The following is a 13,914-nucleotide window of genomic DNA, read 5'->3' as shown; positions in this document are numbered from 1 at the left end:
AAACAAGGATTATTCCGATGAACCAGATGTCCCCCGTCAATGTCAGCGTCAACGGCCGTAATTATGCTTGGCCGCGCGTGACGGCCATCGCAATCTGCCTCGACGGTTGCGAGCCCGCTTATCTCGATGAGGCGATCAAAGCGGGGTTGATGCCGGCTCTGGTCAAAATCAAGGAGAAGGGCACTGTTCGCATGGCCCATAGCGTCATCCCGAGCTTTACCAACCCCAACAACATGTCGATTGCCACCGGGCGCCCGCCATCTGTGCACGGCATTTGCGGCAATTATCTCTACGAGCGCGAGACGGGCAAGGAAGTGATGATGAACGATCCGCGCTTCCTGCGTGCGCCGACCATCTTCAAAGCCTATTACGATGCCGGTGCACGCGTGGCTGTCGTCACGGCGAAGGATAAGCTGCGTGCCTTGCTTGGCCATGGTCTGGCGTTCGATGAGGATCGCGCAATCTGCTTCTCGTCAGAAAAGTCTGACAAATCAACCAAGGCGGAGCACGGTATCGACAACGCGTCGGCATGGCTGGGCAGACCTGTCCCGGAGGTCTATTCGGCGGAATTGTCGGAGTTTGTGTTTGCGGCCGGTGTGAAGCTGCTGAAGACCTTCAAACCTGACGTGATGTACCTGACCACCACGGACTACGTGCAGCACAAATATGCACCGGGTGTTCCCGAGGCCAATGCATTCTATGAGATGTTCGACAAATACCTGGCTGAACTCGACGCCTTGGGTGCGGCGATTGTCGTTACGGCTGACCATGGCATGAAGCCCAAGCATAAGGCGGACGGATCGCCGGACGTTATTTATGTTCAGGATCTGCTTGACGATTGGCTGGGTAAGGATGCCGCTCGCGTCATTCTGCCGATCACCGACCCCTATGTCGTGCATCACGGCGCACTGGGTTCGTTCGCCACCGCGTATTTGCCGGACGGAGCCGATCAAGCCGATATCATGGCGCGTTTGGCGAAGATTGAAGGCATTGATGTGGTGCTCGACAATGCTGCTGCATGCGAGCGTTTCGAACTGCCCAATGATCGGATTGGTGACATTGTCTTCCTTTCAACGGAAAACAAGACGCTCGGCACCAGTGAGCACCGTCATGACCTTGCGGCATTGAACGAGCCATTGCGTTCGCATGGTGGTCTGACCGAGCAGGTGGTGCCCTTCATCGTCAACCGCAAATTGCCTGATCTGCCGAATGCTCCGGAGCTGCGCAATTTCGATGCCTTCCATTATGCCGCCATGGCCGCGGCCTTGGCGTAAGTCGCGGGGAAACAGGATCATGGTCAAGGTGGAAGCAGAGTTTAAAGTACGGCACGAGCCGATGCGCATTGCAGGGCGGAAGGTCGATGCAGACGATGTGATTGAGGTTCACTACCCCTATACCGGTGCAGTGGTGGGTACGGTTCCAGCTGGCCGCACGGAGCATGCGCGGCAAGCTTTCCAGATCGCAGCGAATTACACGCCGAAGCTGACGCGTTATGAACGTCAGCAGATATTGTTTCGCACCGCCGAAGCGCTTGCCAGCCGCAGGGAAGAGATCGCCAATCTGATCACACTGGAGTTGGGTATCTCCAAAGCCGATTCACTCTACGAGGTCGGCCGGGCTTATGATGTATTTACTCTGTCGGCGCAGATGTGCATTCAGGATGATGGTCAGATTTTTTCCTGTGATTTGACCCCTCACGGCAAGGCGCGGAAAATCTTCACCATGCGTGAGCCGTTGAAGGCGATCTCCGCGATCACGCCTTTCAATCATCCGCTCAACATGGTGTCGCACAAGATTGCTCCGGCTATCGCCACCAACAATTGCGTTGTCTGCAAGCCAACCGAACTGACGCCGATGACCGCCCTCGTGCTGGCCGATATTCTCTACGAAGCCGGTTTGCCACCGGAAATGCTGTCCGTTGTCACCGGGTGGCCGGCGGATATCGGCCTGGAAATGATCACCAATCCGAACATTGAGCTCATCACCTTCACCGGCGGCGTTCCTGTCGGCAAGATGATTGCGAGTGCGGCGGGCTATAAGCGCGCCGTACTGGAACTTGGCGGCAATGATCCGCTCATCATCCTCAATGATCTGAGCGACGATGATCTTGCCAAAGCCGCTGATCTTGCAGTTGCCGGCGCGACCAAGAATTCCGGCCAACGGTGCACTGCGGTCAAGCGTATCCTGTGTCAGGGGAAGGTCGCTGACCGGTTCGTGCCGCTGGTGCTGGAACGGGCGAAGAAACTGCGCTTCGGTGATCCGATGGATCGTTCGACGGATCTTGGAACCGTTGTTCATGAAAGAGCTGCAGCTCTCTTCGAAGATCGCGTGCACATGGCGGCCGAGCAGGGTGCCGATATCCTCTACAATCCCGGCCGGCAAGGTGCCTTGCTGCCGCCGATTGTTGTCGATCACGTGCCCCATGCTTCCGAGCTTGTCATGGAGGAAACCTTCGGTCCAATCATCCCGATTATCCGCGCTCCGGATGATGACGATGCTTTGATAGCGCTGTCCAATTCCACCGCCTTTGGCCTGTCGTCGGGTGTATGCACCAATGATTTCCGCCGCATGCAGAAATACATTGCGGGTCTTCAGGTCGGCACGGTCAATATCTGGGAAGTCCCGGGCTATCGGATTGAAATGTCTCCCTTCGGCGGCATCAAGGATTCCGGAAATGGCTATAAGGAAGGCGTTTCCGAGGCCATGAAGAGTTACACGAATATCAAGACCTATTCATTGCCCTGGGCCTGAATGAAACCATTGTTTTTGACGCGAAAAGAGGGCGCAATGCGCTCTCTTTTCATTTGTAAATGCAGGATTTTCGCTGCTTTCATTGTCCGCCACATCATCGATTTTTCCAATAATAATATCAGATAAATAGATTTTACTTATCAAAGGGTGTTCCGCACTATCAACGTATGGACTGGGCGCGTTCTGGCAAGATGAGACATTTCTCGGTTGACGGCGGCGAACCTTTCCCAAGCAAAAAAGCGCATAAGCCGATCTTTAAAAAATGGGAACCAAGTCATGAACACGCACAAATCTGTGGCGCTTGCCGCCTTTGCCTTTACGCTTCTGTCATCGGCGGCCTATGCCGAGACTCAATTGACCGTTTACACCGCCTTCGAGGCGGTTGATCTGCAGCGTTATGCAGACACGTTCAATGCCGATCATCCGGATATCAAGATCAACTGGGTGCGCGATTCCACGGGTGTCATGACGGCCAAACTCCTTGCCGAAAAGAACAATCCGCAAGCTGACGTGGTCTGGGGTGTCGCGGCATCTTCGCTATTGATGCTGAAAAGCGAAGGCATGCTGGAGCCCTATGCCCCAGCCGGTGTCGAAAAGCTTGATCCGAAATTCGTCGATAATTCCACACCGCCGAGCTGGGTGGGGATGGATGCCTATGTGGCGGCGATTTGCTACAACACCGTTGAAGGTAAGAAGCTCGGCCTGACCCCGCCAAAAAGCTGGAAAGATCTGACCAAGCCCGAATACAAAGACCATGTCGTGATGCCAAATCCGGCCTCGTCCGGTACGGGTTTCCTTGATGTTTCGGCTTGGCTGCAGATGTTCGGCGAAAAGGATGCCTGGTCCTTTATGGACGGGCTGCACAAGAATATTTCGAGCTACACCCATTCCGGTTCGAAGCCTTGCAAGATGGCTGGCGCTGGAGAGACTGTCATTGGTGTCTCCTTTGAATTTCCCGGTGCCAAGGCAAAGTCTGCCGGAGCCCCCATCGATATCATTTTCCCGGAAGAAGGCTCAGGCTGGGAAGCAGAAGCTGGTGCTATCATGGCGGGCACATCGAAGCTTGAGGCGGCCAAGGTGCTGATGGATTGGTCGATCAGCAAGAAAGCCAATGAAATGTACAATGTTGGTTATGCCGTTCTGGCAATGCCGGGTATTGCCAAGCCGGTGGAGAATCTGCCGACGGATGTCGCCTCGAAGATGATCAAGAATGACTTTGAGTGGGCGGCTACGAACCGCAACGCGATCCTCAAGGAATGGAACACACGCTACGATTCCAAATCGGAACCGAAAAGCTGAGGGCATTCAGCATTTGAACCGGGTGCCGCTCAGGCGGCACCCTTTATCAATCCTTGCGAGGTGCCCCCATGAGACATGAAACTCTTGCTCGCTCTGCGGCAACGCCCACGGAGGTGCGCCCAATGACACCATCCAGTGACCCGGCGTATTTGCAGATCTCGAATTTGTGGAAAGCATTTGGCGAATTTCATGCGTTGAAAGACGTCTCGCTTGATATCAAGGAAGGTGAGTTCGTTTGTTTCCTTGGACCGTCCGGATGTGGGAAAACCACGCTTCTGCGGGCAATTGCCGGACTTGATTTGCAAAGCCGGGGAACTATTCAGCAGGGCGGCAAGGATATCTCCACGCTGCCTCCGTCAAAACGGGACTACGGCATTGTGTTTCAATCCTATGCCCTGTTTCCCAATCTGACCATTGCCAAGAATATTGCCTTCGGGCTTGAAAATGCCAGGCGGTCGCGGCGCGAAACCGAAGACCGGGTAAAAGAACTGCTCCTCTTGGTCGGCCTTCAGGATCAAGCCGGTAAATATCCGGCGCAGCTCTCCGGCGGTCAGCAGCAGCGCATCGCTCTCGCCCGGGCTATAGCCATTTCCCCCGGCCTATTGCTGCTTGACGAACCACTCTCGGCGCTGGACGCGAAGGTACGCGTGCATTTGCGCCACGAGATCAAGGAATTGCAGCGCAAGCTTGGCGTCACAACCATCATGGTCACTCACGACCAGGAAGAAGCGCTGTCGATGGCGGATCGCATCGTTGTCATGAATCATGGCATCCTCGAACAGGTTGGCACGCCAACCGAAGTTTATCGGCATCCTCGCACTTTGTTCGTTGCCGATTTTATTGGTGAGACCAACAAGTTGCGGGCACGCGCAACAGACAGGCATGAGGTGGCTTTCGGCAACGGTCACCTGAATTGTCGTCAGCATGCTTTCGGTGTGAATGAACCTGTCATTGTGGCGATACGCCCAGAAGATGTCATTCCATACGAGCCAGGATCCAAATCAGGCGACACGGCGAATCTCGTCGACGTCATCATTGGCAAGATGGAGTTTCTCGGTTCCTTCTGGCGCACCCGTTTGCGCGGTGAAAGGCTTGGTGACGAGGTTCTCATCGCGGACTTCTCGATCAATGCTGCCCGGCGTCTTGGCCTTGCTGAAGGTGGGGCTTTGACGGTGGAGCTGCCTGCCGACCGTCTTCTGGTGTTTCCGAACGGAGGTCACCATGGCAGCAGTCACTGATTTGCTCATACCGCTTCCTCACAACACACCAAGACTGCAGTTGGACACAGATGATCTGGTCAAACGCGGCTTGATGATCGTTATTTCGCTCTATCTGATCGTTGCACTGGCTGCGCCGCTTTATGTAATGCTATCGAAATCGTTCTCCACTTATAGTTTTGACCTGACCCGGTACGAGTTTCAGGTGAGCGATGCGGCCGGTAATTTCAGTCAAGCCACCACCGCAGCTGTGCTGAACGACAGGCTTTCGGTTCTCCCGCCAGATAAACTTGCAACGAACGCCGATGGCAGGCTCGCCGCGACCAGCTTCTTTCCAGACTTCAGCTTCCGCAGCCCGGTAAAATACCGAATACGCGGCACCACGGATGATACGACCTATCTGATCGGCTCGGACCTGCATCGAGGCACTCAATGGCAGGAGGTGGATTCCAACACCTTTCGCCGTGTTGCGCTGAGATCGTCACGGTCCACCGGTTTCGATAATTATGTCAGCTATTTTTCTACACCGACGCTGTTCCGGTCCATCCAGAATTCATTGTTCATAGCGGTTATCAGCACTGTTTTGACAGTTGGTATCGCCTTTGGCTTTGCCTATGCGATGAACCGCAGTTGCATGCGATACAAGGGTGTGTTCCGTATGATCGCAATGGCGCCAATCCTTGTGCCTTCGCTTTTGCCCGGCATTGCCTTGATCTATCTCTTCGGCAATCAGGGTATGATCCGGGACGTGCTGTTTGGTGCATCCATCTACGGACCGCTGGGCATCGTTGTCGGTTCCGTTTTCTTCACGTTTCCGCATGCGCTGATCATTATTTCGACGGCGCTCGCCATTTCCGACCAGCGCCATTACGAGGCTGCGGCGTCATTGCGTGCCAGCCGCTGGCGTACCTTCTGGACCGTTACCATACCGGGAGCACGTTATGGGCTCATCTCGGCAGCTTTCGTTGTGTTCACGCTGGCAATCACGGATTTTGGCCTGCCGAAGGTGATCGGTGGCCAGTACAATGTCCTGGCGGTCGATATTTACAAGCAGGTCATCGGCCAGCAGAATTTTGAAATGGGCGCTGTTGTCTCGGTGATCCTGCTTGTCCCTGCACTTGCCGCGTTTGTTGTCGATCGTCTGGTGCAGAAAAAGCAGGTGGCACTGCTTTCGGCGCGATCCGTTCCCTATGAGCCGAAGCCGAACCGGCGGTTCGACCGCCTTTGCCTCGTCTGGTGTGCATTGGTGGCTGTCTTCATCATCGGAATATTGCTGGTCTGCCAACTGGCGGCACTGGTCAAGTTCTGGCCTTACGACCTCAGTCTCAGTCTGAAGAATTTTGCCTTTAACCACATGGATGGCGGCGGCTGGGGCTCCTATAAGAACTCCATCCAGCTAGCAGGGCTGACAGCGATATTCGGAACCATTATCGTTTTCACCGGCGCCTACATGGTGGAAAAGACCGAAGGGTTCTGGAAAGGCCGCGCCATTTTCCATTTCCTGGCAATGCTGCCCATGGCTGTGCCGGGTCTGGTGCTGGGACTTGCCTATATTTTCTTCTTCAACAATCCTGCCAACCCACTGCATTCGATCTATGGCACAATGACCATTCTGGTTATCTGCACCATTACCCACTTCTACACGGTGGGGCATCTGACGGCTCTCACGGCCCTCAAGCAGATCGATCAGGAGTTCGAATCCGTTGCCGCTTCGTTGAAACAGCCTTTCTACAAGCTGTTCGCCCGGGTGACCGTTCCAGTTTGTCTGCCAGCTATTCTCGACATCTCGATCTATCTCTTCGTCAATGCGATGACCACCGTTTCAGCTGTGGTTTTCATCTATTCCGCGGATACGGCATTGGCCTCCGTTGCGGTGCTCAACATGGATGACGCCGGCGATATCGCACCAGCGGCAGCCATGGGCATGATGATCTTTTACACCAATGTGCTGGCACGTCTTGTTCACGCGGGATTGTCTCGTGCTGTGCTCGTCCGGACTCAGGCATGGCGCAGCCGAGGCTGAAAATGCCGAAGCGAGCGAGCTATAATTATAGTGCGGGCAGATTTGGTAATCGATTGGAGTTGGAACCCGGAAGAGGCTGGTCTGCCCCCTGCAAAGTGATCCTTTATGAAGTATGGCTTTTGAGCCGGTAAGGGATACTGAGAATGCCAAGCAAACGACACAAGCTGCCCCTGCAGGCAACCCTCGGTCTCTCTTATCAGGGGCGGATCGCAGCCGAAGTCCGCCAGCATGGCTTCAAGGCAGATTTCAACGTGAGGTTCTAACAGATGACGCATAAAGAGGCTGAATAAACGTCCAACAGCTCCTTTGAATCAATCAGGCATCATCGTTCAAATCGTCGATATGGGAACCGGTGCGGACAACGCAACCAGCAATATGGCTTGAATGGCCCATCTCAGTCATTGGGCGCATTCGTCTTCCAAGCAATGTGCCATCTTCCTGCCATGGCCCGCCATTGGGATGGCCGTGATTAGCCATTCTAGGTAGCAGTTTGAAACTGAGCGTCCGTGAATTCCGCCAACTAAGTCTATCATCCATCTACACGTGAAGAGCATGGATCGGTTGTACTGAATGCGCGTCCGGTTGGGCGTGTTGGGAAGGATTGCGGCTCGGCATCTTGGGAGTCGCCGACTCTTATTATGTGATCGAGGATCTAGGTGAGGTTGCCCGCACATTCGGGCGGAGGGGCAGGACATCGTGAAATAACCCCGTACTCGCCCAGTTGCGCTCGGTGTAAAACGAGGGGGAAATGACTGCCATGGCCCTGTATAAAGCGACATGTGCATCGACAGCGCTTACAATGGCCCTGCTTGCTGGAACAGCCTACGCCGGCAATACGACGTATTCGGGCAACAGTTCTGCCGGCAATACCGCAATAGTCAATAATTCTGGCGATCTCACAACGTTTCAGGACACAAGCCAAGGCGGCACGGCTACCATTGCAAACCTTACTGGCGGCGAAACGGACTTCACCAATGAGAGTACTGCCGAGAATGCAAATATTGCCAATCTTGGCGGGCTGACACTATTTTCCGGCGCCAGCAATGCGGGCAGCGCGACCATTACAAATGGCGATGGGGGACAGACCCTCTTCTTCGGTACGAGCACGGCAGCCAATGCCTCCATTATCAACAATGTCGATGGCCGCACTGATTTCTTCAGCAACAGCATCGCAGGGCATGCCATCATAACCAACAATGGCGGTGCATTGTTATTCGGTGACACCAGCACAGCAGACAATGCTGTCATAACGAACACCCTTGGTGGTACAACCGCTTTCATCAATTCAAGTACTGCAGGCACTGCCAATATTTCCAACAACGGAGGCAATACCGAATTCGATGACAGCAGCACCGCCGGTAGCGCGTCTCTGATCAACGCCAACAATGGACGAGTGACATTCTTCGACGCCAGCACTGCCAGCAATGCCACGATCACCAACAACAATACCGGTCTGACACTTATTCGCGGAACCAGCTCAGCTGGAAGCGCTGTCATTACCAACAACAGCGGTGGTCGAACGCTCTTTGATGACAGTGGATCGGCTGGCAACGCAACAATTACTTCCAACGCTGGCGGCCAAACCGTTTTCTTTACGAACAGCACCGGTGGCAATGCGCGGTTGATTGCCAACAGTACCGGCCTCGTCGATTTTTCCAATGGTCCTGCCACAAACACGGCCGGTTCTCTTGAAGGTAGCGGCCGATTCTTCCTTGGCGGGACTGCATTAACGGTTGGCGCGAATAATCTATCGACGGACGTCTCCGGCACTATTCAGGATGGGGGTACCGGCGGCGGTACCGGAGCATCTCTGGTAAAGACAGGTACCGGCAAACTCATCCTGTCCGGAAACAATACTTATACCGGTGGGACAACCGTTCAGGCAGGTATTCTTTCTGTCAACGGGGCTCTGATCGGAACAGTTCAGGTCCTGAATAGCGGTACGCTTTCAGGCACAGGAACAGTCGGAACCACAACAGTTGCCTCAGGTGGTGTGATTGCGCCCGGCAATTCGGTCGGCACGCTCAACATTGCTGGAGATGTAACCCTTGCCAACGGTTCGGTCTACAACGTGGAGATCACCTCAGCCGGCACTTCGGATCTCATCGCGGTAACCGGGATTGCAACGCTGCAGGGCGGAGCGGTTTCGGTTCGTGCGCTTGATCCCGCAACGAGCTATCACACAGGCCAGACCTATCGGATCCTCACCGCGCAAGGCGGCGTTGGCGGTACATTCGATCCAAATGTCTTGACCAATTCGGCCTTTTTAGACGCAACGCTCGCGAACACTGCAAAAGCTGTCGATCTCACAATAGCGGTCAAGCAATCCCCGACGGCGGGTGGTGGTCCGTTCCCCATAGCGGCCACCACTCCGCATCAAATAGCAACTGCTGGCGCTCTTAACACTCTGCCGCAAAGCGGCAATGCACTTGCGCTGTACAATACACTGCTCGTCTTGGATGCAGCATCTGCACGGAAAGCCTTTGATGCGCTGTCCGGCGAAGTTTATGCCTCTGCAACAACCGTTCTGCTGGAAGATAGCCGCTTCATCCGAGATGCGGCAATCAACAGAATCCGTGGTGCTTTTAGCGGTGTCGCAGCGGTAGCGGTCCCGATTATGGCCTATGGTGATGACGGACCCAAACTCGCACCCTCGGTGACGGATCAATTTGGCGTATGGGGCACAGGGTTCGGCAATTGGGGTTCAGGCGAAAGCAACGGACACGCCGCGAGTCTTGAAAGCACGACCGGTGGCTTTCTGATCGGAGCAGATACCCAAATCGCTGACAACTGGCGCCTTGGTCTGCTTGCTGGGTATAGTCACACCTCCTTTAAAGTGGATGATCGAAATTCCTCAGGTGACAGCGACAATTATCACCTCGGCGTATATGGCGGCTCGCAATGGGGTAATCTTGGTTTTAGGGCAGGTGCGACCTATACGTGGCACGATATCAATATCCGCCGGTCGGTCGTTTTCCCCGGTTTTTCAGACGATACATCTGCCAAATACAATGCGCACACAGCACAGGTATTCGGCGAGCTCGGTTATCGAATTGATACCAATCGTGTTGCCTTTGAGCCTTTCGTCAATCTGGCCTATGTCAATTTCAAGCATGACGCCTTTGCTGAAACCGGCGGAGCAGCGGCTCTTATCGGCAGCAAGACGGATACGGATGACACATTCACGACGCTGGGCGTCAGGGCCTCTTCGGACTTCATGTTGGGCAATGTAACAACGGCTGCGCGTGGCATGCTGGGTTGGCGTCATGCGTTCGGTGACACCGTACCCCATTCGAATCTTGCGTTTACCGGTAGCGCTGCCTTTGATATTTCCGGCGTCGCCATTGCCAAAGACGCGCTGGTGCTTGAAGCGGGTCTCGATTTCAAGATTTCACCACAGGCAACGATTGGCATTTCTTATTCCGGACAGTTTGCCAGCAAGGCGCAGGACAATGCGTTCAAGGCCGATATTTCGTTCCAGTTCTGACAGGGTGTTGTCCCGTTGTTTGAAGAGCTCGTGCTGACCGTTTCAGACGGTCTGGCCACCGATTGCTACCCGTTGTGCCATGGCTTGCAGTCTGTGATTGCGCATTTAGCTGGCCGAATTGCCGCGTTGTTTGAAACGGGTGACAAAGGGTCGGCTCCTCTTAGGCGCTCACCCAAAGTTTCTATTATGTGGTCCCTTTTCAGCGATACAGAATTCCCATATAGTTGTATAGAGCAACTATATGGGGCGACGCGGTATGACTGCTTGCAACGATGAATCTCATATTGCCCGGATTCGCGATGCCTCTCGCCGACTTGTACGGGAGCTTGGCTTCCTGCGGCCAACACTGGCGGCAACTGATCTGCCGCCTTCTGCGGTGCATGCGTTGGTTGAAATCGGCGCACGCGGGTCCATGACGGCTTCCGATCTCAGTGCTGTTCTCATCCTGGAAAAATCCACGGTGAGCAGAATGGTGCGCAAGCTGGTCAAAGCCGGTGAACTAGCTGAGGAAATCAGCGATGACGATGCGCGTGTAAAGCCGTTGTCGCTCACCCCGCAAGGGGTATCGACGCTGCAGCGGGTCGATGCGTTTGCACGGCATCAGGTGATGGAGGCGCTGACGAGGATGGGCGTCGAAGCAGGTCGTAACTTGCCGGAAAGCTTGGATTCCTATGCCTGCGCCCTGCAGGCCAGCCGAACAGAAAATAAAACTGGAGACAAGGAGTATGGCGTTGGATGATGTCGATCCGGTAATTCTGGCAGGACCCGTTCCACAATGGAGGCCGGGCGGCAAGCTGGCAGGCAAAGTATGTCTGGTCACGGGAGGTGCAACTGGCATCGGCCGCGCTACTGCGCTTCGAATGGCTCGCGAGGGTGCATCGGCAGTCGTCATAGCGGGTCGCAGGCAGGCTATCGGGCAAAACGTTGCCGCCGAACTTGAGACCATCGGTGCTGAGGCACTCTTTGTTACGGCAGATGTTGCCTGTGAAGCGGAGGTTGAGCAACTGGTCGGAACACTTCTGCAGCGCTTCGGGAGGCTGGACGCGGTTTTCAACAATGCGGGGTTTCAGGAGAAGCGAGCTTCCTTGGCTGACCAGACGGATGCTGTCTATAGTCAGGTATTTGACACCAACGTGCGGGCTATATTTCATTGTATGCGCCATCAAATACCCGCGCTTCTGGCCTCTGGTGGCGGGACGATTGTCAACAACACAAGCGTCAGCGGACTACGCAATCCCAATCCTGGACTGTCGCTATATTCTGCTTCGAAAGCAGCCGCCATTTCCATGACGCGTTCGGCGGCCATGGAATATGCACCGCAGGGTGTGCGGATCAATGGCGTCGCTCCGGGGCGCGTGGTGACAGATATGATGCTGGCGTCAGGTATTGCGGACATGCGTCAGGTCGCGGCCAGCCTGCCCCTGCGGCGCATGGGCCATCCCGAGGAAGTTGCGGCGGCGGTTTGCTGGCTGCTGTTAAGTGAGGCTGATTACGTTGTCGGCCATATCCTCTGCACGGATGGCGGTTTTCTCGCGGGTTAAGCCGGCGCCACAGACCCGCGATGCTGTCCGAAAAAGCGCCAGCCTCAACATAACCAAAGGTTCGGAGCACGATTTTGAAGACACAGGAATTGGTGCGTACCGGGTGTTATCCGAACTGCAACAGTTGCAGCTTGCCCATGTAATTCGTGAATTTGCAGATTCTGAAAGAACCTTTTGCGCGATCTCATAGAGGTGCCAGTGATGGGCGAGATGCATGACCTGCCCGTTCGTCGACCCTCAAGATCGCCAAGGCCGTGCGCCGCGCTTTGCAGATGCGGCGTGAGTGCCGCATCTGCAACCTTGTTATGACTTCTGGTTGCTCCATCAACCACGCCCAGCAACAAAGATTAGCTGCGGGGCTGTAGCAGCGCCAGAACGACTGTCGACGCAGCAAGAATGGCCGTAAGGGTCAAGGGGCCTGTAGCGCCATAGGTGTCCACCACATAACCGCCGACAACCGCGCCAATCGTGATGGCGACCTGGAAAGAGGTGACCATCAGGCTTCCTGCTGCTTCCAGCGCGTCAGGCGCCGCGCGGGACAGATTGGTCGGCAGCACCACCGGCGCCATGCCGAATGCGAAGCCCCACAGCGTAGCGAAGCCGAAGGCAACGCCAATATGCACGCCCCAAAGTACCAAAGCGAGCGCCGCGAATGCCATCAGTGCGGCCGTGGCAGCGAGGGCCATGCGGATGTTGGCGTCGGCCATGCGGCCGCCTGCGATATTACCGACTACTGCGGCGATGCCAAATCCGAGCAGCGCCAGGGCAATCGGCCCGGTTCCAAGGTGCGTAACCTGTTCGAGGAAGGGGCGCACATAGACCGAGCCGGCAAAATGCCCCGTCATGAGCAAAAGGATAGCCAGCATGCCGAGTTGAATGCCGCGCCGCCGTGTCAGCCGAAAGACGTCGGCAAGACTGTTGCTCGTGGTGGCAGGAAGGGTCGGCAGGCTGAGAAATTGCAACACCATGGCAACTGCTGCCAGTCCCGCTGTCATGGCCATGGCGCTGCGCCAGCCCAGCCAGTCGCTGATCAATGCACCCATCGACGGTGCGGCAATGGTGGCGAGCGAGACGCCAAGGGTGACGATCGCCATGCCCCGGCCCGTGGCGTTGGCGCCAACCAGCCGCGCTACGACGGCAACGGAAAGTGCCCAGAAAGCGCTGAGGGCGATGCCCAGCCCGGCCCGACCCAGCAATAATAGCCAGAAATCGGTCGCGACCGCCGCAAGAATATTGGAACCGATTGCCAAGGCGCTGAGACCAACCAGCACTGTCTTGCGGTTCAATCGGCCGATCAGGACATTGCTCAACATGGCCGTGACGGCGCCGACGGAAGCGGTCGCAGTGACGACCTGTCCGGCCGTTCCCTCGCTAATGCCGAGATCGCGCGCCATCGGCGTCAACAGGCCTGCCGGCAGAAATTCGGCTGACACCAGCGCAAAGCTGGCGGCCGCCATTGAAAGAACCGCGAACCAGGTGGCCGGGCTCCACGCGACTGGCGGAGCGGCATCAAGATCTATCGCGGTGCCTTCAAGCTGTAATGTCGTGTCTGTCATTGAAGTATCTCCAAGGTTTGGAGATCTTCATAAACGAGTC

The 13,914-nt window shown here is 55.5% G+C and carries 9 protein-coding genes; 8 read left to right on the top strand and 1 reads right to left on the bottom strand.

Features of this window, described 5'->3' with window-relative positions:
* The first annotated feature begins 17 nt into the window (after positions 1-17).
* The 8 genes from phnA to J1W56_RS17120 all read left to right on the top strand — a co-directional run bounded on the left by phnA (position 18) and on the right by J1W56_RS17120 (position 12,318).
* Positions 18-1,274 (top strand): phosphonoacetate hydrolase, encoded by a 1,257-nt coding sequence (gene phnA / locus J1W56_RS17155; protein ID WP_223614508.1) that lies wholly within the window; start codon positions 18-20, stop codon positions 1,272-1,274.
* A gap of 19 nt (positions 1,275-1,293) precedes the next feature.
* A complete protein-coding gene (gene phnY / locus J1W56_RS17150) occupies positions 1,294-2,751 on the top strand; it encodes a phosphonoacetaldehyde dehydrogenase (RefSeq protein ID WP_223614507.1) in 1,458 nt (485 codons plus the stop codon).
* 276 nt (positions 2,752-3,027) lie between these two features.
* Complete coding sequence (locus tag J1W56_RS17145) at positions 3,028-4,050, top strand: putative 2-aminoethylphosphonate ABC transporter substrate-binding protein (RefSeq protein WP_223614506.1); 1,023 nt, start codon at positions 3,028-3,030, stop codon at positions 4,048-4,050.
* Between the two features lie 122 nt (positions 4,051-4,172).
* Entirely contained in the window at positions 4,173-5,288 is a 1,116-nt protein-coding gene (locus J1W56_RS17140) for a putative 2-aminoethylphosphonate ABC transporter ATP-binding protein (protein ID WP_223614505.1), read from the top strand.
* Entirely contained in the window at positions 5,272-7,290 is a 2,019-nt protein-coding gene (locus J1W56_RS17135; protein WP_223614504.1) for a putative 2-aminoethylphosphonate ABC transporter permease subunit, read from the top strand. The genes J1W56_RS17140 and J1W56_RS17135 overlap by 17 nt, the downstream gene beginning before the upstream one ends.
* 748 nt (positions 7,291-8,038) lie before the next feature.
* The gene (locus J1W56_RS17130; RefSeq protein WP_223614503.1) at positions 8,039-10,777 is read left to right on the top strand and encodes an autotransporter outer membrane beta-barrel domain-containing protein; all 2,739 of its coding nucleotides are present in this window, start codon (positions 8,039-8,041) and stop codon (positions 10,775-10,777) included.
* Positions 10,778-11,033: 256 nt separating this feature from the next.
* The gene (locus tag J1W56_RS17125; RefSeq protein WP_223614502.1) at positions 11,034-11,516 is read left to right on the top strand and encodes a MarR family winged helix-turn-helix transcriptional regulator; all 483 of its coding nucleotides are present in this window, start codon (positions 11,034-11,036) and stop codon (positions 11,514-11,516) included.
* Complete coding sequence (locus J1W56_RS17120; protein ID WP_223614501.1) at positions 11,503-12,318, top strand: SDR family NAD(P)-dependent oxidoreductase; 816 nt, start codon at positions 11,503-11,505, stop codon at positions 12,316-12,318. The genes J1W56_RS17125 and J1W56_RS17120 overlap by 14 nt, the downstream gene beginning before the upstream one ends.
* A gap of 347 nt (positions 12,319-12,665) precedes the next feature.
* Here the strand turns inward: J1W56_RS17120 and J1W56_RS17115 are convergent, their stop codons facing one another.
* Positions 12,666-13,874 (bottom strand): MFS transporter, encoded by a 1,209-nt coding sequence (locus tag J1W56_RS17115; protein ID WP_223614500.1) that lies wholly within the window; start codon positions 13,872-13,874, stop codon positions 12,666-12,668.
* Positions 13,875-13,914: the final 40 nt, after the last annotated feature.

The organism is Phyllobacterium calauticae, assembly GCF_019991125.1.
GTDB lineage: Bacteria > Pseudomonadota > Alphaproteobacteria > Rhizobiales > Rhizobiaceae > Phyllobacterium > Phyllobacterium calauticae.
Note: the sequence above shows the minus strand (reverse complement) of the source record. Positions and strands in the feature narration are given on the sequence as shown.

Excerpts from the sequence above, each read along its gene's own strand:
- phnA (WP_223614508.1), top strand. The coding sequence starts at position 18 with ATGAACCAGATGTCCCCCGTCAATGTCAGCGTCAACGGCCGTAATTAT.
- phnY (WP_223614507.1), top strand. The coding sequence starts at position 1,294 with ATGGTCAAGGTGGAAGCAGAGTTTAAAGTACGGCACGAGCCGATGCGC.
- J1W56_RS17145 (WP_223614506.1), top strand. The coding sequence starts at position 3,028 with ATGAACACGCACAAATCTGTGGCGCTTGCCGCCTTTGCCTTTACGCTT.
- J1W56_RS17140 (WP_223614505.1), top strand. The coding sequence starts at position 4,173 with ATGACACCATCCAGTGACCCGGCGTATTTGCAGATCTCGAATTTGTGG.
- J1W56_RS17135 (WP_223614504.1), top strand. The coding sequence starts at position 5,272 with ATGGCAGCAGTCACTGATTTGCTCATACCGCTTCCTCACAACACACCA.
- J1W56_RS17130 (WP_223614503.1), top strand. The coding sequence starts at position 8,039 with ATGACTGCCATGGCCCTGTATAAAGCGACATGTGCATCGACAGCGCTT.
- J1W56_RS17125 (WP_223614502.1), top strand. The coding sequence starts at position 11,034 with ATGACTGCTTGCAACGATGAATCTCATATTGCCCGGATTCGCGATGCC.
- J1W56_RS17120 (WP_223614501.1), top strand. The coding sequence starts at position 11,503 with ATGGCGTTGGATGATGTCGATCCGGTAATTCTGGCAGGACCCGTTCCA.
- J1W56_RS17115 (WP_223614500.1), bottom strand. The coding sequence starts at position 13,874 with ATGACAGACACGACATTACAGCTTGAAGGCACCGCGATAGATCTTGAT.